The sequence below is a fragment of the Aeromonas sp. CU5 genome (assembly GCF_002586745.1).
GTDB classification, from domain to species: domain Bacteria; phylum Pseudomonadota; class Gammaproteobacteria; order Enterobacterales; family Aeromonadaceae; genus Aeromonas; species Aeromonas sobria.
Map to the genome: position 1 here is coordinate 4,153,942 of NZ_CP023817.1, position 20,449 is coordinate 4,174,390.

Genomic DNA, 20,449 nt, shown 5'->3' on the forward strand with positions numbered 1-20,449 from the left:
TGCCCCGGCTTAACCTTTGGCTGTCAGCCCACGGCGCTGGCGGCAGGCATCGCCAAAAGCTTGAAAGATCTTGATGGAGTGGGGGTTTTCATTGGCTTTCCACTCCGGATGCCACTGCACTGCCAGCAGAAAGGGGGAGAGTGTGGGAGCATGCAGTGCCTCGATCAGCCCATCTTCGGCGTGAGCCAGCGGCTCCAGTCCGCTCCCCAGTCGATCAATCCCCTGCCCATGCAGGGAGTTCACCGCAATCCGCTCAGCCCCCATCAGCTCGGCAAACCAGCTTCCAGGTCGCAGCTCAATCTGATGGCTTGGCCCATACTGCTCGTCGACCGGATCGTCGGCATCTTCCCGGTGATCGTCATAGCCCGGCTCGTTGTAGACCTTCTGATGAATATCTCCCCCCAGTGCCACGTTGATCTCTTGCATGCCACGACAAATCCCGAGGATCGGCAGCCCCTGCGCAATCGCGGCATTGATCAGTGACAGGTCAAAGAGGTCGCGATCCCGATCCTGCTGTTTTTCCGGGGTGAGGTTCTCTTGCCCATAGAGGATCGGATCTATGTTGGAACCGGCACCGCTCAGATAGACACCATCGGCCAGATCCAGATATTGCTGCAGATCGGCGGTGCTGCAGCAGGTGGGCACCAGCAACGGGACGCAGTCACTGATCTCCACCAGCGGCATGATGTATTTGTGAGTCATCACCTGATAGGCGTGGCCGTTGCGGGGTTGGGCCCCCATGGTCATCAGCACCACAGGTTTACGGTTGGCGGGGGGGAGGGGATTTGGCATAGGGCACCTTGATTATCCTTGGCGTTGAAGTCTCATCCTGCGCCTTGGGCAGGCCCTTGCATATGCAGTGGGCAAGGGCATGCCTCAAGGCATGGTCATGGGATCCCGGGTCGGGCAGGGTGGCAGAATCGTCGGTCAGCCTGGGCAGCGACAGCCTGGATCCTCTGTTCAGTCTGCCAAGGCCGTTCAATATGTCAAACAAAATGATGCTAAATTGTTAACGTATTTGTGTTGTTCTGCTCTGAAACAGCGATTTAACGGGGCGGAGCAGATGGGTATTCATGGCCGGGTCGCCAGAATGGTGGATATATTAAACGCGCAGGGGCTGCGGGGGATGGGGAAGGGCGTCAATGGAAGCACGCCTCCGCAGGGGGAGGCGTGTTTCGGGGATCACAGCAGGTCTTCGATCTCGCCGCGCAGATATTGGTACATCTCGCGATAAGCGATCGGCGGCGTGTTGAGGGTCCGCTCTTTGTTAGCTGTGCGGATCAGTTGACGTAGCTTCTGGCGATCCAGCTCGTGGAACTGCGACAGCAGTTCGTTGAGGGCGCTGTCACCTTCGGTGATCAGGCGCTCGCGCCACTGCTCCAGACGATGCAGGCGTGCATTCACGGTAGAGTGACGGTTTCTGAAGATCGACAGGGCTTCGACGATCGGCTCGATATCACGGCTGCGCATCAGGCGGCCGATAAACTGCAAGTGACGGCGGAATGACTCGTCTTTGTTCGGCTTGAGCTTGCGGCCCAGCTCGACTGCATCGGCAAGCTCTTCATCCAAAGGAATTTTTTCCAATTCACTGTGGCTTAAGGAGACAATCTCTGCACCCAGTTTTTGCAACGCTTCTGCATCGCGCTTGAGCTGGCTCTTGCTGGGGCCCCAGTCTTCTAACTCGTTGTCGTCTTGATATTGACTCATCGGTCTCTTGATTCCTGTCTTTCACGTTTGGTGGATATGTTACCAGCTTCTCCCGCTGGGCGCAGGGGTCTGATATGCTTAGTCCCCTTTCCTTCCTTCATACAGATGTGAGTTATGGATCAGCAAGACCAAATCCGCCAGGATCAAGCCCATCTCGAGGCCGTGGTTGCCGAAGCCCTGGAGATAGCCAAAGGACTGGGCGCCTCGCTGGCCGAAGTCTCCATCAGCAAGCAGACCGGGTTGTCGGTGAACACCCGGGGTTGTGAACTGGAAAGTATTGAATTCAATAAGGATGGGGCGCTCGGCATCGCGGTTTACCGCAATGGCTGCAAGGGGTCATCATCGACCACCGATCTGGGCAAACCGGCCATCCGCGCCGCAGTCGAAGCCGCCATCGAAATCGCCCGCCACACCTCTGCCGACGATTGCGCCGGGCTGGCACCCGCCGAGCTGCTGGCCTGGGATGCCCCTGACTTGCAACTGTGTCACCAGATTGAACTGGATCCCCAGCGCGGGATCGAGTTGGCCATCGAGTGTGAGCGGCTGGCACTGGGCCGCGATGCCCGCATCAAGCACTCCGACGGTGCCGGTTTCTCCAGCCATCTCGGCATCAAGGTTTATGGCAACAGCCATGGCTTTGTGAAGGGCTATGCCGCCTCGCGTAACTCCCTGAGCTGCGTGCTGATCGGCGAGCAGGATGGCGAGATGCAGCGGGATTACGGTTACTCATCCAGTCGCGATCTGGCCGGGCTGTGGAGCCCGCAGCGCATCGCTGATGAGGCGGTCGAGCGTACCGTTTCCCGCCTCGGTGCCCGCAAGATCTCTACCCGCCATGTGCCGGTGCTGTTCCACCCTGACACTGCCTCTGGCCTGTGGGGTCATTTGGTGATGGCCATCAGTGGGGGTAACCTCTATCGCAAGTCGAGCTTCCTGTTGGATAAGCTGGGCAAGCAGGTCCTGCCCCAGTGGCTCACCATTGAGGAGTTCCCCCATCTGCTGGGCGGGTTGGCCAGTAGCCCGTTCGATGGTGAAGGGGTGCGCACCCGCAACATGGATATCATCCGTAACGGCGAGCTGATGAGCTGGCTGCTTACCTCCTACTCCGCCCGCAAGCTGGGGCTGACCACCACCGGTCATGCCGGTGGCATTCACAACTGGCAGGTTTCCAACTCCGGCCAGGACTTTCAGGGCATGCTGAAAGAGATGGGCACCGGCCTGCTGGTGACCGAGCTGATGGGGCAGGGGGTCAATATCGTCAACGGTGACTACTCCCGCGGCGCCGCCGGTTTTTGGGTCGAGAATGGCGAAATAGCCTACCCGGTCGAGGAGATCACCATAGCTGGCAATCTGGCGGAGATGTTCAGCCATATCGTGGCGGTGGGCTGTGACGAGGACGAACGTTCCAGCCTCAAGACCGGTTCGGTACTGGTCGAGAACATGAAGCTGGCGGGTCATTGATCCGGTAGTTATCCTGCCTGACGGGATGAAATGAGAAAGGCCCCCTCGCCAACGCGAGGGGGCCTTTTTATCAGCTGGCGATCAGTGATCTGCAGGCGATCGGAGGGCTATCAGCCCTTGATGCGCTCGATGCGGCCACCCAGACCCTGCAGCTTCTGCTCGATGTCTTCGTAGCCACGGTCGATGTGATAGATACGATCGACGATGGTAGTGCCTTCGGCTACAAAACCGGCCAGCACCAGACTGGCGGAGGCGCGCAGATCGGTCGCCATCACCTGGGCACCCTTGAGCTGCTCGGTGTCACGGCAGATGGCTACATTGCCCTGCAGTTCGATGTCGGCGCCCATTCGTACCAGCTCGGGCACGTGCATGAAGCGGTTCTCGAAGATGTTCTCGGTGACCATGGCGGTGCCCTTGGCGACCGCGTTCAGCACGGTGAACTGTGCTTGCATGTCGGTCGGGAAGGCCGGGTAGGGGGCGGTCTTGATGGTGACCGGCTTGAGGGTGCGGCCAGTCATGTCGAGGGTGATCCAGTCAGCCCCTTTCTCGATCAAGGCGCCTGCCTCTTCCAGCTTGACCAGTACCGCTTCCAGCAAGGTCGGGTCGGTGTTGCGGCAGGTGACCTTGCCACCGGTAACTGCTGCGCCCACCAGGAAGGTACCGGTTTCGATGCGGTCAGGCTGCACGCTGTAGTCGCCACCGTGCAGGCGTTCGACACCATCGATGGTCAGGGTGTCAGTGCCTGCGCCCTGGATCTTGGCGCCCAGGGTGGTGAGGAAGTTGGCCAGATCGACCACTTCCGGCTCACGGGCGGCGTTTTCGATCACGGTGCGGCCTTCTGCCAGGGTCGCGGCCATCATCAGGTTCTCGGTACCGGTGACCGAAACCATGTCCATCAGGATATGGGCGCCTTTGAGGCGACCATCGACACGGGCCTTGATGTAGCCATCTTCGATGGTGATCTTGGCACCCATCAGCTCCAGACCGTGGACGTGCAGGTTGACCGGACGGGCACCGATGGCGCAACCGCCGGGCAGGGAGACGTCAGCAGCCCCGAAACGGGCGGCCAGCGGGCCCAGCGCCAGAATGGAGGCGCGCATGGTCTTCACCAGCTCATAGGGGGCGACGTGGTTGTTGACCGCACCGGTCAGCACGGTGACGTTGCCGTTGACCTTGGTGGTTGCGCCCAGCATCTCCAGCAGCTTGATGGTGGTGCCCACATCTTTCAGACGCGGCACGTTGGAGAGGTGCACCTCTTCATCACACAGCAGGGTGGCGAACAGGATCGGCAGGGCAGCGTTTTTGGCGCCAGAGATGGTCACTTCGCCGTTGAGAGTACAACGACCATCGATTTTGAATTTGTCCATTTTTACTTCGTTACCAAATCAGGAGGGCAATAGGAATTTACGTTCGCGTTTCCACTCGGCGTCGGTGAACGCCTTGATGGAGAGGGCGTGAATGGCGTTACTGGCGATCTTGTCCATCAGCGGGGCATAGATGGCCTGCTGTTTCTTGACCCGGCTCATGCCGTCAAACATGTCACCGACGGCGATCACTTGATAGTGACTACCGTCCCCTTTGACATGGACTTCGGACAATGGCAGAGCCTCGAGGAGTATCGCTTCAATTTCAGAGACTTGCATTATGCGTCCTCAGTTGTGAGCGGGGTTGACTGAAACAGCCCGGCCACCCCGTAGAGGGTGGCCAGGGTATAGAAATCACTGGAGGCGCCCACCAGTTGCGGTGTGGCGCCTCGCGCTAATACGTTTTTGGCCCATTTGACCAGCAGCGCCAGCCCTGCGGAGTCGAGGGTGGTGACGCCGCCGAGTTCGAGCCGGTCATTCTGCCACCACTGGGCGCGGGATTGCCACAGCTCATTGACCTGTGGCGCCTGCAGATCACCGCTCAGGATCATGGCTTGAGCACTAGCGGTTTGGCGTTGTGTTCGCGCAACTGGGCGATCACCGCATCGATGCCGTTCTGGCGAATGAGGCCGCCCAACTCGCTCTGTTTGGCGGAGAGCAGGCTGATCCCCTCGGCGACCATGTCGAAGGCTTTCCACTCGCCGGTCTTGTTGTTCTTGCGCAGCTTGAACTCGAGGAAGATGTCCGGCTTGCCGGGCTCTTTTACGCTGACGCTGACGGCGGTGATGTTGCTGTCACCGGCCGCTTTGCCCGGTTCGACCTTGACGGTCTGCTTGTCAAAGTGGGCCAGCGCGTCGGCGTAGGAGCTCACCATGTACTCGGTGAACACCTCGACAAAGGCATTGCGCTGCGCCTCTGTGGTCTCTTTAATCTGGTTGCCGAGCACCTTGTAGGCGGCAAAGCGGTTATCCACGTAGGGCAACAGCTCTTCACGGATGATCACCCGCAGGTGATCCGGATTGCTTTTTACCTGGGCCTGATCGGCTTTCAGGCGGGCAAAAGTCTGCTTGGCAGCTTGATCCACCAGTGCATTGGGGTCGGTTGCATCGACTGCGGCTTGGGCCGACAGGGAAAAGAGCATGCTGGTCATCAGGCCCAGCAGCAGGGCGATTTTCTTGAACATGGTTACTCCTTCTTGCTGTCAGGTTTGCTGTCGGAGGACTGGCTGTAGAGGAATTTGCCAATCAAATCTTCCAGCACGATGGCGGATTTGGTGTCTTCAATCAGATCACCATTTTTGAGCATACCGGTTCCCATCTCCTCATCGCTGAAGCCGGGGGCCAGACCGATGTACTGCTCGCCCAGCAGACCTGAGGTCAGGATGGAGAGCGAGCTGGTATCGGAAAACTCGCCAGCACTCTTTTGCATCAGCAAGGTGACTTCGGGCACCTGGGTTTTCGGGTCCAGTACGATGTCGCTGACCCGACCCACCACCACACCGCCGACCTTGATCGGCGAGCGGACTTTCAGGCCGCCGATATTATCGAAATGCGCGCGCAGGGTATAGGTTTCTCCTTCCGGTTTGAAGCTCAAACCGGCCACTTGCAGTGCCAGCGCCAGAATGGCGCCGAGGCCAGCCAGCATGAAGGTGCCAACCAGGAATTCTACTTTGCTGAACTTCATCGTTACCTTATCCAAACATGACTGCGGTGAGTATAAAATCCAGGCCGAGTACGGCGAGGGAGGAGTGGACCACGGTACGGGTCGTGGCCTGACTGATCCCGGCCGAGGTCGGCTTGGCATCATAGCCGTTAAAGAGCGCAATCCAGGTGATCACCAGGGCGAAAATCAGGCTCTTGATGGCCCCCTGCATGATGTCATCCTGCCAGTCGACGGAGGCCTGCATGGCGGACCAGAAGCTCCCTTCATCAACCCCCAGCAAATCCACCCCAACCAGTTTGCCGCCAAAGATACCGATCAGGCTAAACATAAAGGCCAATAGTGGCATGCTGATGACCCCGGCCCAGAAGCGCGGTGCGACGACGCGGCGCAGCGGATCGACCGCCATCATCTCGAGGCTCGAAAGTTGTTCGGTGGCCTTCATCAGACCGATCTCGGCGGTCAGGGCCGACCCGGCGCGACCGGCAAATAACAGGCCGGTCACCACAGGCCCCAGTTCCCGCAGCAGGGAGAGGGAGACCAGCGGCCCGAGGCTCTGCTCGGCGCCGAAATCCTTCAACACGTTGTAACCCTGCAGCGAGAGCACCATGCCGATAAACAGGCCGGAAACCAGAATGATGGCCACCGACTGCACGCCCACTACGTAAAGCTGTTGCACCAGCAAGGGAAAGTGTTTGCGTGGTTCGGGTTTGCCCGCCAGTGCATGAAACAGCATGATGGAGGCGCGGCCGACGGAGCTGATAACACGCACCCCGACCCGACCCAGCTTGCTTATTTGACTTATCAACATCAGAGATCCTGTAGCAGATCGCCTGCCGGAAAATGAAACGGAACAGGACCATCGGGCAATCCTTTGAGGAACTGCTCGACTTCGGGATTGTGCTCCTCGCGTAATTGAGCCGGTGTGCCGTGTGCCACCACCTTGCGATTGGCGATGATGTAGGCATAGTCCGCGATGCTCAGTACCTCTTTCACATCGTGGGTAACGATGACGGAGGTGATGCCAAGGGCATCATTCAGCTCCTTGATTAGCTTGACCAGCACCGCCATGGTGATGGGGTCCTGCCCGACGAAGGGCTCGTCATACATGATGAGATCGGGGTCAAGGGCGATGGCTCGGGCCAGTGCCGCCCGGCGCGCCATGCCGCCGGAGAGCTCGGACGGCATCAATTGTGCCGCGCCGCGCAAGCCCACCGCTTGCAGCTTCATCATGACGATGGTGTGGATCAGCTCCTCCGGCAGGCCGGAGTGCTCCCGCAGCGGGAAGGCCACATTGTCGTAGACCGTCATGCCGGTAAACAGGGCGCCACTCTGGAACAGCATGCTCATCCGTTTGCGCACCTCGTAGAGACGGCTGCGGGAGAGGGTGGGGATATCTTCCCCATCGAACAGTATGTGACCGGACTCCGGTTTGATTTGGCCACCGATTAAGCGCAGTAAGGTGGTTTTGCCGATACCGCTCGGGCCCATAACGGCGGTGACCTTGCCACGGGGAATGGTCAGGCTGATCCCGTCGTACAGCAGCCGATTGCCGTGGCTGAAACTCAGGTCGGAGATGGTGATCAGATCATTGTTCAAACAATTGTCCATCCGGTGTAAATGAGGTGCGAATTTTATGGGGTAGTCTAGGTGTAAGCAACAGCAAGGAACAACTATTGAACAGGTTGCCAGCCTATTTGCACGACAGTTTTCTGTAACAAAGTGCGTCATTCATCGTGGGGTTCACCATCCGATTCGCTTATCCGGGCAGACTTTTTTATAATCCCGCAGCTAATTTCGGCCCGGAGCTGTGTCTTTATGTCTGTAAAGCCTGAGAAAGTGTCTGAACTGTTCGATTTTCGTCGCAGTGCCCGCGCGGTGCTGGACATTGAAAAACAAGCGATAGATGGACTCTATCAGTACCTGAACGATACCTTCGACAGGGCCTGCGAGATGGTGTTGCGCTGCGGCGGCAAGATAGTGGTCACCGGCATGGGCAAGTCGGGCCATATCGGCAGCAAAATTGCTGCAACCCTCGCCAGCACTGGCACGCCAGCCTTTTTCCTCCATCCGGGGGAAGCGAGTCACGGTGACCTGGGGATGGTATCCAGTGGCGATCTCATCATCGCCATCTCCAACTCCGGCGAGAGCGACGAGATCCTGGCCCTGCTGCCGGTGCTCAAACGCCGCGGCATTCCGCTGATCTGCATGACCGGCAATCCGGCCTCCACCATGGCCAAAGAGGCTAACGTGCACCTGTGCATCAAGGTGGATAAAGAGGCCTGCCCATTGGGGCTGGCGCCCACCTCCAGTACCACGGCGACGCTTGTGATGGGCGATGCACTGGCGGTGGCCCTGCTGGAAGCGCGCGGCTTTACTGCCGATGATTTTGCCCTTTCTCACCCAGGTGGGTCGCTCGGCAAGCGCTTGCTGCTGCGGGTCGGTGACTTGATGCATCGTGGTGAGCTGTTGCCCCGGGTTGGCATCGATGCCACCATCAGCGAGGCACTGCTGGAAGTGAGCCGCAAAGGTCTGGGGATGACGGCGATCATCAATGTCGATGGCGTGTTGGCGGGGTTGTTTACCGATGGTGACCTGCGCCGCATTCTCGACCAGCAGATCGATATCCATCACACCCCCATCAGCCGTGTGATGACCACCAACTGTGTTACCGTAGGGCCAGAGATGATGGCGGCTGAAGCCGTCAAACTGATGGAAACCCGCAAGATTAACGGATTGCTGGTGGTGGATGAAGAGAAGCGCCCGCTCGGTGCCTTCAACATGCACGACCTGCTGAAAGCCGGAGTAATTTGATGCAAAACGTACCGACCCTCTATGGTCCGGTGACGCGCAGCCAGTACGACAAGGCGGCGCAAATCCGCCTGCTGGTGTGCGATGTGGATGGGGTGCTCTCCAACGGCCTCATCTACATGGGAAACAACGGCGAAGAGCTGAAAACCTTCTGCACCCGCGATGGTGCGGGCATGCGGGCGTTGCTCAATGCCGGGATCGAGATCGCCATCATTACCGGGCGCAACTCTCGTATTGTCAGCGATCGGATGAAAAGCCTGGGTGTGGCTCACGTGGTGCAGGGAGCTGATAAAAAGCTGCCTCACTTCGAAGCGCTGCTGGCCAAGCTGGGGCTTAGCCCGGAACAGGCTGCCTATATGGGAGATGACACCATAGATCTGCCGGTGATGGCCGCCTGTGGCCTTGGCATCGCGGTGGCGGATGCTCATCCGCTGGTGCTGAGCCGTGCTGATATGGTGACTCGCCTTGGCGGTGGCATGGGCGCGGTGCGCGAGGTGTGCGACCTGATCCTGCAAGCGCAGGGGTTGGCCGATGACCTGCCCGAGGCATCGGTATGAGCAGACAGACCTTGTTGTTTGCCTTATTGCTGCTGGTGGCGCTGGTCGCCTGGCAGTTGGGCAAGGTGGAGCTGGTGCCGGAGAGCGCCGTCAAAATCGAAAATTATCAGCCGGATTTTGTCGCCAGGAATCTGGTGACCACCCGTTTTGACGTGAATGGTAAACGTACCGAGCGATTGGAGTCTGACTACGCAGAGTATTACCAGCTGCTCGAGCAGGCGACCTTCGACCAGCCGGTGGTCTATATGTATGACGAGCAGGGGAGTGCCGAGTGGAAGATCACTGCCGAAACCGGCGTGCTCAACACCGGTGACAACGTGATCCTGCGGGATAAGGTGCATCTGGATGGGCTACTGCCAACTAGCTTCATCTCCACGCTCGATACGCCCTATCTGGAGCTGGATCTGGTGACGCAGGATGTGCGCAGCAACCGGGAAGTAAATATTCTGGGTCGGGATTTCCAGACCCAAGGGGTTGGCCTCAAGGGCCATCTGGACCGCAAATATTTTGAGTTACTGGATCAAGGTCATGCCATCTATTTCAATGAAAAACGCTAATCTGGCTCTCGCAGCCCTGTTGTTGTGTGGTGCTGTGACTGCCAAAGAGTCCGACTTTGCCGAGAAGGTCTATGTCGATGCCGTCAAACAGGTGGCCGAGATGCAGGATAATCGCATCACCTTTGAACAGAATGTCATCATCACTCAGGGCACCATCAAGATCCATGCCGACAAGGTGGTGGTGACCCGTTCCGGTGAGAAAGGGGCCGAGGTGATGACTGCCTACGGCAAGCCAGCGACCTTCTTCCAGATCATGGATAACGGCAAGCCGGTCAATGCTCATGGCAATAGCATTCGTTACGAGCTGAAAAACCGGCTGGTCACTATTACCGGCAACGGTCAGCTCAAGCAGGAAGATAGTCTGGTCACTGGCGACCTGATCCGTTATGACATCGACAAACAAAAAATGACTGCCGAGAGCAAGAACCCGACCCAGCGAGTGAGGACCGAGTTCCTGCCGGATCAGGTAGAGAACTTCGACAAACCCGCCGACCAGAAGAAGCAGGGAAAATAAGCCATGGCAGTGTTAAAAGCAGTTGGGCTGCAAAAAAGCTACAAACGTCGCATGGTGGTCAGCGACGTTAGCCTGGAAGTGGGCACCGGCCAGATTGTCGGCCTGCTGGGCCCCAATGGGGCGGGCAAGACCACCTCCTTCTACATGATCGTGGGACTGGTGCAGCGGGATGCCGGTATCATCACTATCGACGATCAGGATATCAGCCTGCAGCCGATGCATGTGCGGGCTCGCAATGGCATCGGCTATCTGCCGCAGGAGGCCTCTATTTTCCGCCGCCTGTCGGTGTTCGACAACCTGATGGGGGTGATGCAGACCCGCAAGGGGTTGAGCCGCGAGGAGCGTGAGGACAAGGTTCAGCAACTGCTGGAAGAGTTTAACATCACCCACATTCGCGACAACCTGGGTCAGAGCCTCTCTGGCGGTGAGCGCCGTCGTGTCGAGATCGCCCGCGCGCTGGCGGCAGAACCGCGTTTTATTCTGCTGGATGAACCCTTTGCCGGGGTTGACCCGATTTCTGTGATAGACATCAAGAAGATCATTCAGCATCTGAAAGATAGAGGCCTTGGCGTCTTGATTACCGACCACAACGTCAGAGAGACTCTGGACGTATGTGAGAAGGCCTATATCGTCAGCCACGGCAAGATGATTGCCGAAGGTGCACCGGCAGACATCCTCGCCGATGAACAGGTCAAGCGCGTCTATTTGGGCGATCAATTCAGTCTATAGTAAGGGGGCATGCCTTCATTCTCTTTGACGAATGCCTCGCTGAACATAAGGATATCCCGACGTAGATGAAGCCGACATTACAGTTGCGTCTCGGTCAGTCCCTGACCATGACGCCGCAATTACAACAAGCGATTCGTCTGCTCCAGCTCTCCACTTTGGAACTTCAGCAGGAAATTCAGCAAGCGCTCGAGAACAACCCCCTGCTGGAGCAGGAAGAGAGTGAAGTACAAGAGACCAGCCCGGAAGAGCCTGTTGACGCCAGCCAGCTGGATTCCAGCGATGCCATGGCGCAGGAGCAGATGCCGGACGAGTTGCCGGTAGATACCACTTGGGATGAAGTCTACTCTGCCGGGACCGCCCAGAGCGCTGGCCCTATCCACGATGGGGAAGATAGCGTTTATCAGGGCGAGACTACCGAAAACCTGCAGGATTATCTGTTGTGGCAAATGCGGCTCACCCCGTTCAGCGATGTGGATGCTGCCATCGCCCTCGCTATCATCGATGCTATCGACGAGTCCGGCTATTTGACCGTTGAGCTGGAGGATATCTTGCAAGCGGTCAGTAGCGATGCGCTGGAGGTCGAGCTTGATGAGGTCGAAGCTGTGCTCAAGCGGGTGCAGCATTTCGATCCGGTCGGCATCGCTGCCCGTTCGGTGCAGGAGTGTTTGTTGATCCAGCTGGGGCAGTATGACCCGCAGACTCCCTGGCTCAACGAGGCCAAGGAGGTGCTCCTCGAACATATGGATCTGCTCGGTAATCGTGACTACCGAACCCTGGCGCGCAAGACCAAACTCAAAGAGAGCGACCTCAAGTCGGTGCTGGATCTGATCCAGCTGCTGGAGCCGCGCCCCGGCAATGGCATCATCCAGAGTGACTCCCAGTATGTGATCCCCGATGTCTCTGTGGTCAAGAAGGGTAGCAAGTGGGTCGTTGAGCTAAATCCTGATTCTTCCCCGCGTATCCGGGTCAACGAGACCTATGCTGCCATGGCCCGCAATGCGCGCAGTGGCACGGATACCCAATTTATTCGCTCCCATCTGCAAGAAGCCAAATGGTTCATCAAGAGCCTCGAGAGTCGCAATGATACCCTGCTGAAAGTAGCCTGTTGTATTGTCGAGCAACAACAGGGCTTTTTCGAGTATGGTGAAGAGGCGATGAAGCCGATGGTGCTCAACGACATCGCCGAAGCGGTGGAGATGCATGAATCGACCATTTCCCGGGTGACAACCCAGAAATACATGCATACCCCAAGGGGCATATTTGAACTGAAGTTTTTTTTCTCCAGCCATGTGAACACCGAAGGAGGAGGAGAGTGCTCATCGACCGCAATTCGCGCGCTCATCAAGAAGCTGGTCACGGCAGAGAATCCTGCCAAGCCGTTAAGTGATAGCAAGATCGCGGATTTGCTGGCCGAACAGGGTATTATGGTGGCGAGACGCACGATCGCTAAGTATCGCGAATCCTTGTTTATCGCACCTTCCAATCAGCGTAAACGCCTGGTTTAGGCAAAACAAAAGGATGATGTTATGCAAATTAACCTGACCGGACACCATGTCGAGATCACCGAAGCTCTGCGTGAATACGTGAGTAACAAATTTGCCAAACTCGAGCGTCACTTTGACCACATTAATAACGTTCATGTGGTGCTTAGTGTGGAAAAACTGAACCAGATAGCGGAAGCTAAATTGCATGTCAGTGGCGGCGAAGTGTTTGCTACCTCTGAGCATGCTGATATGTATGCTGCGATAGACACCTTGCTCGACAAGCTGGACAGGCAGATCATCAAGCACAAAGATAAGTTAAATAAAAAATAACTATGCAACTTGAACACATATTGAGTCGGGACTGCACCAAAAGTGCAGTCCCTTGTACCAGCAAGAAACGCGCCCTCGAAATCATCAGCGAGTTGGCCGCCGAACGCCTTGGCACCTCCCGTCAGGCGCTGTTCGAATGCTTGTTGGCCCGCGAAAAAATGGGCAGTACCGGGATCGGTGCCGGTATTGCGATTCCCCACGGTCGTATTGATGATGCATTCCCGCCAACCGCGATTCTGATGACCTTTGCTGATCCCATCCCTTTTGATGCCATCGACAACCAACCGGTAGACCTGTTGTTTGCCTTGCTGGTGCCTGAAAGCGAGTGCAAGCAGCATCTCAAGACCCTTTCTCTGATGGCCTCCAAGCTGGGTGACAAGGCGGTCTGTCGCCAGCTGCGTCAGGCAACCAGCGATGAAGAGCTCTATCAGATCATGACCTCGGCCTGATACTCAGGCTTGGAATGACCCACCTGTTTTGGCGTGAGGGAACAAGATGCAGTTAATCGTGGTAAGTGGACGTTCGGGCTCCGGTAAAACGGTAGCCCTGCGTGTGCTGGAAGATCTGGGTTACTACTGTGTGGATAACCTGCCGGTTAACTTGCTGCCCCAGCTGATTGTCTCGGTCGAAAGCCAGTATGACAAGCTGGCGGTCAGCATCGACGTGCGCAACCTGCCAAGCGATCCGGATAAGCTGGAAAACCTGTTGGCGCAGGTGCGCAATGAAGGGCGAGTCACGTTCTCCAGCTTCTTCTTTGATGCCGACAATGGCACCTTGCTCAAGCGTTATGGCGAGAGCCGCCGCTTGCACCCCTTGTCGCGTAACAAGTTGTCGCTGGATGAGGCGATCCGTGAAGAGACCAATTTGCTGGCGCCCATCTCCTCGACAGCGGATCTGCGCATCGATACCACCACCCTCAGCATTCATGACCTGAGCGAGCTCATCAAGACCCGGGTGCTCGGCAAGAAAGAGAACGAGCTGGTGCTGGTGTTCGAGTCGTTTGGTTTCAAGTACGGCATTCCCAAGGACGCGGATTTCGTGTTCGATGCCCGTTTTTTGCCCAATCCGCACTGGGTCCCCGAGCTCAAGCCGTTTACCGGCAAGGATGAGCCGGTCGCCAACTACCTCTCGGCGCAGGCCGACGTGATGCTGTTCACCCAGCAGATCGAGCATATGCTGGTGACCTGGTTGCCCCATCTGGAGCGTAACAATCGCAGCTATCTCACAGTCGGTATCGGCTGTACCGGTGGTCAGCACCGCTCGGTCTTTATCGCAGAACGGCTGGCCAGCGCCTTCCGTTTGCTCGGCAAGAACGTGCAGATCCGGCACCGCACACTCGACAAGAGTGCGCCCCAATCCTGATGGACCAATAGGACGACCCGATGACTGTTTCCGCCTCGGTTGAAGTGAAAAACAAGCTGGGCATTCACGCCAGACCAGCCATGATGCTGTTCGAGCTGGTGCAGGGTTTCGATGCCCACGTCCTGCTGCGCAATGAAGATGGTGTCGAAGCCGATGCTGACAGCATCATCGGCCTGCTGATGCTGGATTCTGCCCAGGGGCGACAGGTGGAAGTACAAGTTGAGGGCCCCGAAGAGGAGGAAGCCCTGGCTGCGGTGGTGGAGTTGTTTACCTCCGGCTTTAACGAGGAGTAATCACTTCCCGTTCCATATTATGAGCCAGTACGAGCCAGCGCTTTGAAGCTGGCAAAGTCCCGACAAGCCAGCAGGTTTTTGCTGGCTTTTTCGTTCATGAAGGCCAGAAACAGGTCGTAGAGACCCATAGCTTCTTCGTAGTCGGCCTTGCTGATGGATGTAGCAGAGCAGATGTTCGACCAGTTGTTCGCTCGCCGCCGCCATGGCCGGGCTCAACCCCGGACTGTCTGCAATCAGACGTGCCTAGGTCTGGATGGCGAGGCCAGCGATCTCGTCATCTGCTGGCTGCATATCAGCTTTCCCCTACTTAGTCAGACAACCGCTGCTTTACCATATCCAGCAGGGTACGCACATCGTTGGTTCGGGTTTGGCCGCTTTCGCTGTCGATAATGGAGCTATAGACGTGGGGGAGCACCTTCTGAACCCCTGCACCCAGTGCGATCAGCACTATCTCCTCGAAGCTTTCCAGAGTGGGATCCAGCCAGAAACCGTGGCGCGCACTGGCCTCGGCCATCGCCTGATACTCGTCGCGACAGGCAAGCCCGCCCATGGGGAATAACTTGACCGAGCTGCCGCCCATGTCCTTGAGCGGGGCGATGGCGGAATCGATAGGAACAATGCCGTCCGGCTGCTGGGTGCTGAGGGGGCGGGTCACCATACCCGGCGTGCTGGTGGGGGAGATCAGCCCATTCACCAGCGTTTGTGAGTGGCCGAGCAACGCCCGACAGGCGCCGACTCCGGGGGCCACAGCGGGGTCAGCATTGTGTGAAATTGTGATATTTATCGCAGAATTTAACGAAATGAACTGAGCACGGGGCTGGTGGCCAAGGTGCGACAACATGGTGTAGCGGTGACGGTTCCCCTTGGTATGAAGAGGGGGGCTTCATAAAAAACTGGCCAGCAGGGGCTGGCCAGTCGGGGTGGTTGTCACAGAGATCAGAAGCGGTAGGTACCGGTCAGGCTCAGCTGACGGGGCGTGCCCGGCATGATCTGGTTGGCACTGGTGGCGCTGACGAAGTACTCGTGATCGGTCAGGTTCTCGGCGCTCAACTGGGCTTCCCACTGCTGCCAGCGATAACCGGCGCGAGCATCGAAGCGGGCGTAACCGGGCAGTGTGGTGGTGTTGGCGTTGTCGGCGAAGCGATCGCCCACCGCCGTCACGCCGGTTTCACCGAACCAGCCCTGCTCGCCACTCTGGTAGCCGAGATAGAGCTGGCCATTCTGGCGGGAGACGTTCATTGGGCGCTTGCCCTGCAGATCCGCATCCGCCTTGACCTGTTCCGCATCCTGAATGGCGAAGCCGCCACGCAGGTAGAGCTCGTCGGTCAGCTCGGCGCGGGCGCTCAGCTCGACCCCCTCGGTGCGCTGCAGGCCAGTGAGGATCACCTTAGTGGGATCCAGCGGATCCTTGGTGCGCTTGTTGTACATCTCCAGTCGATAGAGGGAGAGAGTGGTCGCCAGCTTGCCATTCAGCCAGTCACTCTTCACACCTCCTTCGTAGAGGCGGGTGTGCTGGGGTTCCAGCCCGTTATTCTTGTCGCCCGGGGTGATGCCGATCAGCTCGCCGCCCACCGGAGTGAAGGTCTTGCTGTAGGAGGTGTAGAAGGCGTGATCCTCGAGGGGATTCCACACCAGACCGAGGCGCGGGCTCAGGCTGTTGACCGAGACGCTCTCCTCCTTGTTGAGGTCGTAGCGGCGACTGGTGACGGTGAAGTCGTCACGGCGCAGCCCGCCCACCAGATGCCAGTCACCCAGGCTGAGCTGATCTTGCAGATAGAGGCCATTGCCGCGCACCTTGTGTTTGGCATCGCTGGAGAGCTTCATGGCGCCATTGTAGGTGGGCAGTGAGCCCGGATCGTAGAGGTTGCCGGACGGGATGGCGGTGGCGTTCTGGTAGAGCTTGGGTGTGCGCTCCTGCCAGTTCTGCTCGAAGCCGACCAGTAGGCGATGTTCCACCGGGCCGGTCTGGAACAGACCTTCGGCCTCGGTGTTGCTGATCAGGTTCTTCGCTTTCAGATCCTGCTGCCAGCGGGAGCGGGTCACCAGATCCCCTTTGACGCTGGTGACATAGGTGTTGTCAAACTGGCTGTCGAGGGTGGAGTAACCGAGCTGCTGGCGCAACTGCCACTGATCGTTGATATCCCAAGAGAGGCGGGAGCGGGTGGATTGCGCCACGTCATCGATGAAGTCGCGGCTGGTATCGCTGTAGACATACTCCCGCGGCACATCGGCTGGACGACCATTGACCCCGGGAATGCCGCGATCCGGGGTGCGGTCATGTTCGTTGCGCTCGTACTGCACCAGCCAGTTGAGGTTGTCGCTGATCTCCCAGTTGGCGGAAGGCGCCAGCAGGGTGCGCTTGCTCTTCACGCCGTTGCGGAAGCTATCTTTGTCCTCTTGCGCCATGTTGAGGCGCAGTTGCACCTGCTCACTCGCCTCGCCATTGAGGTCGGCGGTCAGCCGCTGGCTGTCAAAGCTGCCGACCCGGGCGGTGACGCTGGACTCCTGTCCTTTCTGTGGCTTCTTGCTGACCCGGTTGACGATGCCCCCCGTGCTGCCGCGGCCGTAGAGCACGGCTGCCGGGCCCTTGAGCACTTCCACCCGCTCGATGTTGCCGAGATCCCGGGTGTACTGCATGTCGTCGCGGAATCCGTCGAGATAGAAGTCGTTGCTGGCGCTGAAGCCGCGGATATTGACCCCGTCGAAGCGGGTGTCACCGCTGGCGTTGACCCCGGGAATGCCGCTCAGGGCTTCACTCAGCGGCGGTTGGCCGAAGGCGGTCAGCTCGCTGACCTTGACGCTGTCGATGGTCTGGGGAACCAGCTTGGCTGGCGTATTGGTACGGGTAGCGGTGGCGACTTCCTGATGTTGGGAGCGTTTGCCAACCACAGTCATGGTTTCATCGGCGGCCTGGGCAGTGAAGCCGGTGCCCAGCAGTGCCAGCGAGACCAGCGTTCTGCGAAAGTGAGGGTGCTGCATATTCAATATTGACTCTTTGGATGTCGACCTGACGGCTCGAACATATTGATTTAATTATAATTAGCCTGGCCCGCTGAAGCGGGATGCCAATGATATTGATTTTCATTTATCTGGCAAGGTGAAAATGGAGCTATCTGTGGCGGTGGTTTGTTGCGGTTGGGGGAGCGCTGCTGAAATGAAAATCCCCTGCAGCAAAAGCGCGAGAATGAAGCGAGAGCAAAAAGGGCGTAGAGGAAGAAAAAGGGGCGAAACGTGAAGAGCTATCCGGCCCGATAGGACGGGCCGGATATTGGACTCAGTGGGTGCGCAGCAGTCGGCGGGTGAGGGGGAGGGCCGCCAGCAGGCGATAGGCCAGCAGAGAAGAGCCCAGCAGCAGCGGCGCCTTGGCGATCTCCCACAGGATGGATGCGCTGTGCGGGCCGAACATGAAGAGCCAGACCACCAGCATCATGTGCAGGCAGTAGAGCCCGAGCACTTTGGGAGCTTGGCGCTCCAGCCAGCTGCCCTTGCCCCACTCGGGGTTGGCCAGCAACAGGCCAAACAGGCCGAGGGCCCAGGGAAGGGAGCCGAGCAGGAAGTCGTGGCGGGTGAGCGGTACGCTATCGAGCAGATAGAGCCCGATCGCCTCCAGGGTATAGATGGCCATGCCGACGGTCAGTAATCCCCAACTGCTGCGTGCAGTTGGCTGCCACTGACGCTGGCGCAGCAGGGCACCCAGTGCCACAAACAGCAGGGAGAAGAAGGGGCCGTTGCGGGTGAGCAGTGGCCACTCGGCGCCCAGCAGCGGCTTGGCATAGGAGCCCCCCAGCAGCGCCAGCAGGTAAAGGCCAAGACCCAGCCAGAGGGCGAGCGATGGTCTGCCAAGCCGGTAGCAGAGTGCCAGCAGGGCCACCGCCATGATCAGGGCTGGCAGAAACCATAGATGGATCATGCCGCCCACCAGCCAGCCGTTGAGAGGATCGGCGAGCTGGAATTGCCACTGCCCGCGCAGGGAGGCCAGATAGCCTTGCTGCACGGCATCCAGTGGATTGAACGGCACCAGCAGGTAGACCAGGCTCCACACCAGCCAGAGCAGCAGCAAGGGGCGGCAGTAGCGCCAGGCAACGGTCAGCGGCGCCTCGCGACTGAGCCTCGGCTGCAGAAAGTAACCGGCACAGAGGAAAAACAGCGGCACGGCAAAGCGGCATAGCTGGTTGATGGTGCCGCTCAGCCAGAGCCAGGATTCGCCTCCCCACAGGGCAGGGTTGAACGGGTTGGCGAAGGGGGAGACGTGAATGGTCATCACGGCCAGAATGGCCAGTACCCGCCCGCACTCGATACTGGAAATACGCATGGTGGCTCGTCGTTACAGGGGTTGTTACGGCACACTAAAACCCTTGCTGACAACTTACAACCAATTGATTTTATTAGTGTGAATCACACTGTTGAGTAGTTACGTTTTGTAACGGGATGGCGGGAGGTGTTACCTGTAACGGGAGCCAGCTCCCGTTTTTGTGCGCAGTCACGCAGATAAAAAAGCGAGGCGGGCGCCTCGCTGCTTTTTGGGTGGGGGATGTGGCGGAGCCAGTATGAGCGGTTAGTTTGCTGCCAGGGTGGTGCTACCCGAGCTCTCCAGCCAGGTTTTGATCCGCTTGGCATCGGCAACCCGATCGTTGGTGGTCTCGGCATTGAGCAGCACCATAATCACTGGCTCGCGATTGACCTTGGTGCCCAGCACCAGACAGCGGCCCGCTTCACGGATATAGCCGGTCTTGGAGAGGGTGAACTCCCACTGACCTTCGCGCACGAGACGGTTGGAGTTGCGGTAGTGGAGCTGGTTCTTGTTGGTGCGCACATAGCTTTGATCGTCGGTGGAGTACTGGCGGATCAGCGGATAGGAGGCGGCCGCAGCGGCGAGCTTGGCCAGATCCTGGGCGGTGGAGACATTGCGCGGGTTGAGGCCGGTACTATCGGCGTAGCGGGTATTCCACATTCCGAGCATGCGGGCTTTGGCGTTCATCGCCTCGACGAAGGCGCGCTGGCCACCGGGATAGTGGCGGGCCAGTGCCGAGGCGGCGCGGTTTTCCGATGACATCAGCGCAATATGGAGCATCTCGGCGCGGCTGAGCTTCGAGCCGATAGCCAGTCTTGAGCCGGTGCCCTTGATGCGATCGATATCGGCATTGGTCACCGTCAGGGTCTCGTTGAGACGCAAGTTGGCATCCAGTACCACCAGCGCTGTCATTAGCTTGGTGAGAGAGGCGATGGGCATTACCCGGTTGCCGTTGTGTTCGGAGATCACCTCCCCGGTCCTATGATTTGCCACAACGAAGGCGGCAGAATTCAGATTGGGGATCTCTCGTCGCTCGAGAAAACCGCTGCTGCCCTTGTTGCTGGCGGAGAAGGGGTTGGCATAGGCACTTTCTATCGTGGCTGGCAGCATCACTGTACCAAGCAACAGGGGAAGGAGGAAACGCATCATGATGATCTGCTCTATCGGGCGAAATACAGGGATATCTGGCTAAGTTATATGTCGTGAACTGGCGCTTCACAATCATTCTCACCTTGATATTGATAATTTACGGTGTTCAGCGCCTTTTGGTGGCCCAGAATCGGCAAGAGAGGTCTCTTTAGGGTCTTTTTCATGACCGGCAGGGCGGCTAGAT

General features: G+C 58.2%; 23 protein-coding genes and 1 pseudogene. 11 read left to right on the plus strand and 13 right to left on the minus strand.

Annotated features, from left to right (window positions below; translation table 11 throughout):
• Positions 1-9: 9 nt before the first annotated feature.
• Positions 10-792, minus strand: coding sequence for a gamma-glutamyl-gamma-aminobutyrate hydrolase family protein (locus tag CK911_RS18775; RefSeq protein ID WP_098971851.1), 783 nt, complete (start codon positions 790-792; stop codon positions 10-12).
• A 390-nt stretch (positions 793-1,182) separates the two neighbouring features.
• Positions 1,183-1,707: a ribosome biogenesis factor YjgA gene (gene yjgA / locus CK911_RS18780; protein ID WP_042024509.1), complete on the minus strand. Its 525-nt coding sequence runs from the start codon at positions 1,705-1,707 to the stop codon at positions 1,183-1,185.
• A gap of 114 nt (positions 1,708-1,821) precedes the next feature.
• Between yjgA and pmbA the strand changes: the two genes are divergently transcribed.
• Entirely contained in the window at positions 1,822-3,165 is a 1,344-nt protein-coding gene (pmbA, locus tag CK911_RS18785; protein ID WP_098971853.1) for a metalloprotease PmbA, read from the plus strand.
• Positions 3,166-3,275: 110 nt separating this feature from the next.
• Here pmbA and murA read toward each other — a convergent pair whose 3' ends face one another.
• The 7 genes from murA to mlaF are packed head-to-tail and all read right to left on the minus strand — an operon-like array spanning position 3,276 to position 7,799.
• Positions 3,276-4,532, minus strand: coding sequence for a UDP-N-acetylglucosamine 1-carboxyvinyltransferase (gene murA, locus CK911_RS18790; protein ID WP_042024513.1), 1,257 nt, complete (start codon positions 4,530-4,532; stop codon positions 3,276-3,278).
• Positions 4,533-4,550: 18 nt separating this feature from the next.
• A complete protein-coding gene (gene ibaG, locus CK911_RS18795; RefSeq protein ID WP_005306001.1) occupies positions 4,551-4,808 on the minus strand; it encodes a BolA family iron metabolism protein IbaG in 258 nt (85 codons plus the stop codon).
• Entirely contained in the window at positions 4,808-5,080 is a 273-nt protein-coding gene (locus tag CK911_RS18800; protein WP_098971855.1) for a lipid asymmetry maintenance protein MlaB, read from the minus strand. The genes ibaG and CK911_RS18800 overlap by 1 nt, the downstream gene beginning before the upstream one ends.
• Positions 5,077-5,712 carry a phospholipid-binding protein MlaC gene (mlaC, locus tag CK911_RS18805; protein ID WP_098971857.1) on the minus strand — a complete coding sequence of 212 codons (636 nt, stop codon included), beginning with the start codon at positions 5,710-5,712 and terminating at the stop codon, positions 5,077-5,079. The genes CK911_RS18800 and mlaC overlap by 4 nt, the downstream gene beginning before the upstream one ends.
• Positions 5,713-5,714: 2 nt before the next feature.
• On the minus strand, positions 5,715-6,212 hold the full coding sequence (gene mlaD, locus CK911_RS18810; protein ID WP_068978661.1) for an outer membrane lipid asymmetry maintenance protein MlaD: 498 nt from the start codon (positions 6,210-6,212) through the stop codon (positions 5,715-5,717).
• A 7-nt stretch (positions 6,213-6,219) separates the two neighbouring features.
• Positions 6,220-6,999, minus strand: a complete 780-nt coding sequence (gene mlaE, locus CK911_RS18815) for a lipid asymmetry maintenance ABC transporter permease subunit MlaE (protein ID WP_068978662.1) — start codon at positions 6,997-6,999, stop codon at positions 6,220-6,222.
• Positions 6,999-7,799 carry a phospholipid ABC transporter ATP-binding protein MlaF gene (gene mlaF, locus CK911_RS18820; RefSeq protein WP_042024519.1) on the minus strand — a complete coding sequence of 267 codons (801 nt, stop codon included), beginning with the start codon at positions 7,797-7,799 and terminating at the stop codon, positions 6,999-7,001. Before mlaF ends, mlaE begins: the two co-directional genes overlap by 1 nt.
• A 207-nt stretch (positions 7,800-8,006) precedes the next feature.
• Here mlaF and CK911_RS18825 point away from each other — a divergent pair, with 207 nt between their 5' ends.
• The 10 genes from CK911_RS18825 to npr all read left to right on the plus strand — a co-directional run bounded on the left by CK911_RS18825 (position 8,007) and on the right by npr (position 14,825).
• Positions 8,007-9,002 (plus strand): KpsF/GutQ family sugar-phosphate isomerase, encoded by a 996-nt coding sequence (locus tag CK911_RS18825; protein ID WP_042024520.1) that lies wholly within the window; start codon positions 8,007-8,009, stop codon positions 9,000-9,002.
• The gene (gene kdsC / locus CK911_RS18830; RefSeq protein WP_042024521.1) at positions 9,002-9,556 is read left to right on the plus strand and encodes a 3-deoxy-manno-octulosonate-8-phosphatase KdsC; all 555 of its coding nucleotides are present in this window, start codon (positions 9,002-9,004) and stop codon (positions 9,554-9,556) included. Before CK911_RS18825 ends, kdsC begins: the two co-directional genes overlap by 1 nt.
• Complete coding sequence (lptC, locus tag CK911_RS18835) at positions 9,553-10,113, plus strand: LPS export ABC transporter periplasmic protein LptC (RefSeq protein WP_098971859.1); 561 nt, start codon at positions 9,553-9,555, stop codon at positions 10,111-10,113. Before kdsC ends, lptC begins: the two co-directional genes overlap by 4 nt.
• A complete protein-coding gene (gene lptA / locus CK911_RS18840; RefSeq protein WP_042024523.1) occupies positions 10,100-10,627 on the plus strand; it encodes a lipopolysaccharide transport periplasmic protein LptA in 528 nt (175 codons plus the stop codon). The genes lptC and lptA overlap by 14 nt, the downstream gene beginning before the upstream one ends.
• Before the next feature lie 3 nt (positions 10,628-10,630).
• On the plus strand, positions 10,631-11,356 hold the full coding sequence (gene lptB / locus CK911_RS18845; protein WP_098971863.1) for an LPS export ABC transporter ATP-binding protein: 726 nt from the start codon (positions 10,631-10,633) through the stop codon (positions 11,354-11,356).
• Positions 11,357-11,421: 65 nt separating this feature from the next.
• A complete protein-coding gene (locus tag CK911_RS18850) occupies positions 11,422-12,861 on the plus strand; it encodes an RNA polymerase factor sigma-54 (protein WP_098971865.1) in 1,440 nt (479 codons plus the stop codon).
• A gap of 21 nt (positions 12,862-12,882) precedes the next feature.
• Positions 12,883-13,170, plus strand: a complete 288-nt coding sequence (gene hpf / locus CK911_RS18855; RefSeq protein WP_042024526.1) for a ribosome hibernation promoting factor — start codon at positions 12,883-12,885, stop codon at positions 13,168-13,170.
• 2 nt (positions 13,171-13,172) lie between these two features.
• A complete protein-coding gene (gene ptsN, locus CK911_RS18860) occupies positions 13,173-13,619 on the plus strand; it encodes a PTS IIA-like nitrogen regulatory protein PtsN (RefSeq protein WP_042024527.1) in 447 nt (148 codons plus the stop codon).
• A gap of 46 nt (positions 13,620-13,665) precedes the next feature.
• Positions 13,666-14,532: an RNase adapter RapZ gene (gene rapZ, locus CK911_RS18865; protein WP_042024529.1), complete on the plus strand. Its 867-nt coding sequence runs from the start codon at positions 13,666-13,668 to the stop codon at positions 14,530-14,532.
• 20 nt (positions 14,533-14,552) lie between these two features.
• Entirely contained in the window at positions 14,553-14,825 is a 273-nt protein-coding gene (gene npr, locus CK911_RS18870) for a PTS phosphocarrier protein NPr (RefSeq protein ID WP_042024530.1), read from the plus strand.
• Between the two features lie 307 nt (positions 14,826-15,132).
• On the opposite strand, the pseudogene CK911_RS18875 reads toward npr, so the two are convergent.
• From CK911_RS18875 to pbpG, 4 genes and pseudogenes are all read right to left on the minus strand, one after another.
• A pseudogene (locus CK911_RS18875) lies at positions 15,133-15,564 on the minus strand (KDGP aldolase); the annotation flags it as partial.
• A 197-nt stretch (positions 15,565-15,761) separates the two neighbouring features.
• Complete coding sequence (locus CK911_RS18880; protein ID WP_098971867.1) at positions 15,762-17,804, minus strand: TonB-dependent siderophore receptor; 2,043 nt, start codon at positions 17,802-17,804, stop codon at positions 15,762-15,764.
• A gap of 295 nt (positions 17,805-18,099) precedes the next feature.
• Entirely contained in the window at positions 18,100-19,137 is a 1,038-nt protein-coding gene (locus CK911_RS18885; protein ID WP_098971869.1) for an acyltransferase family protein, read from the minus strand.
• A 243-nt stretch (positions 19,138-19,380) separates the two neighbouring features.
• On the minus strand, positions 19,381-20,268 hold the full coding sequence (gene pbpG / locus CK911_RS18890) for a D-alanyl-D-alanine endopeptidase (protein WP_098971871.1): 888 nt from the start codon (positions 20,266-20,268) through the stop codon (positions 19,381-19,383).
• Positions 20,269-20,449: the final 181 nt, after the last annotated feature.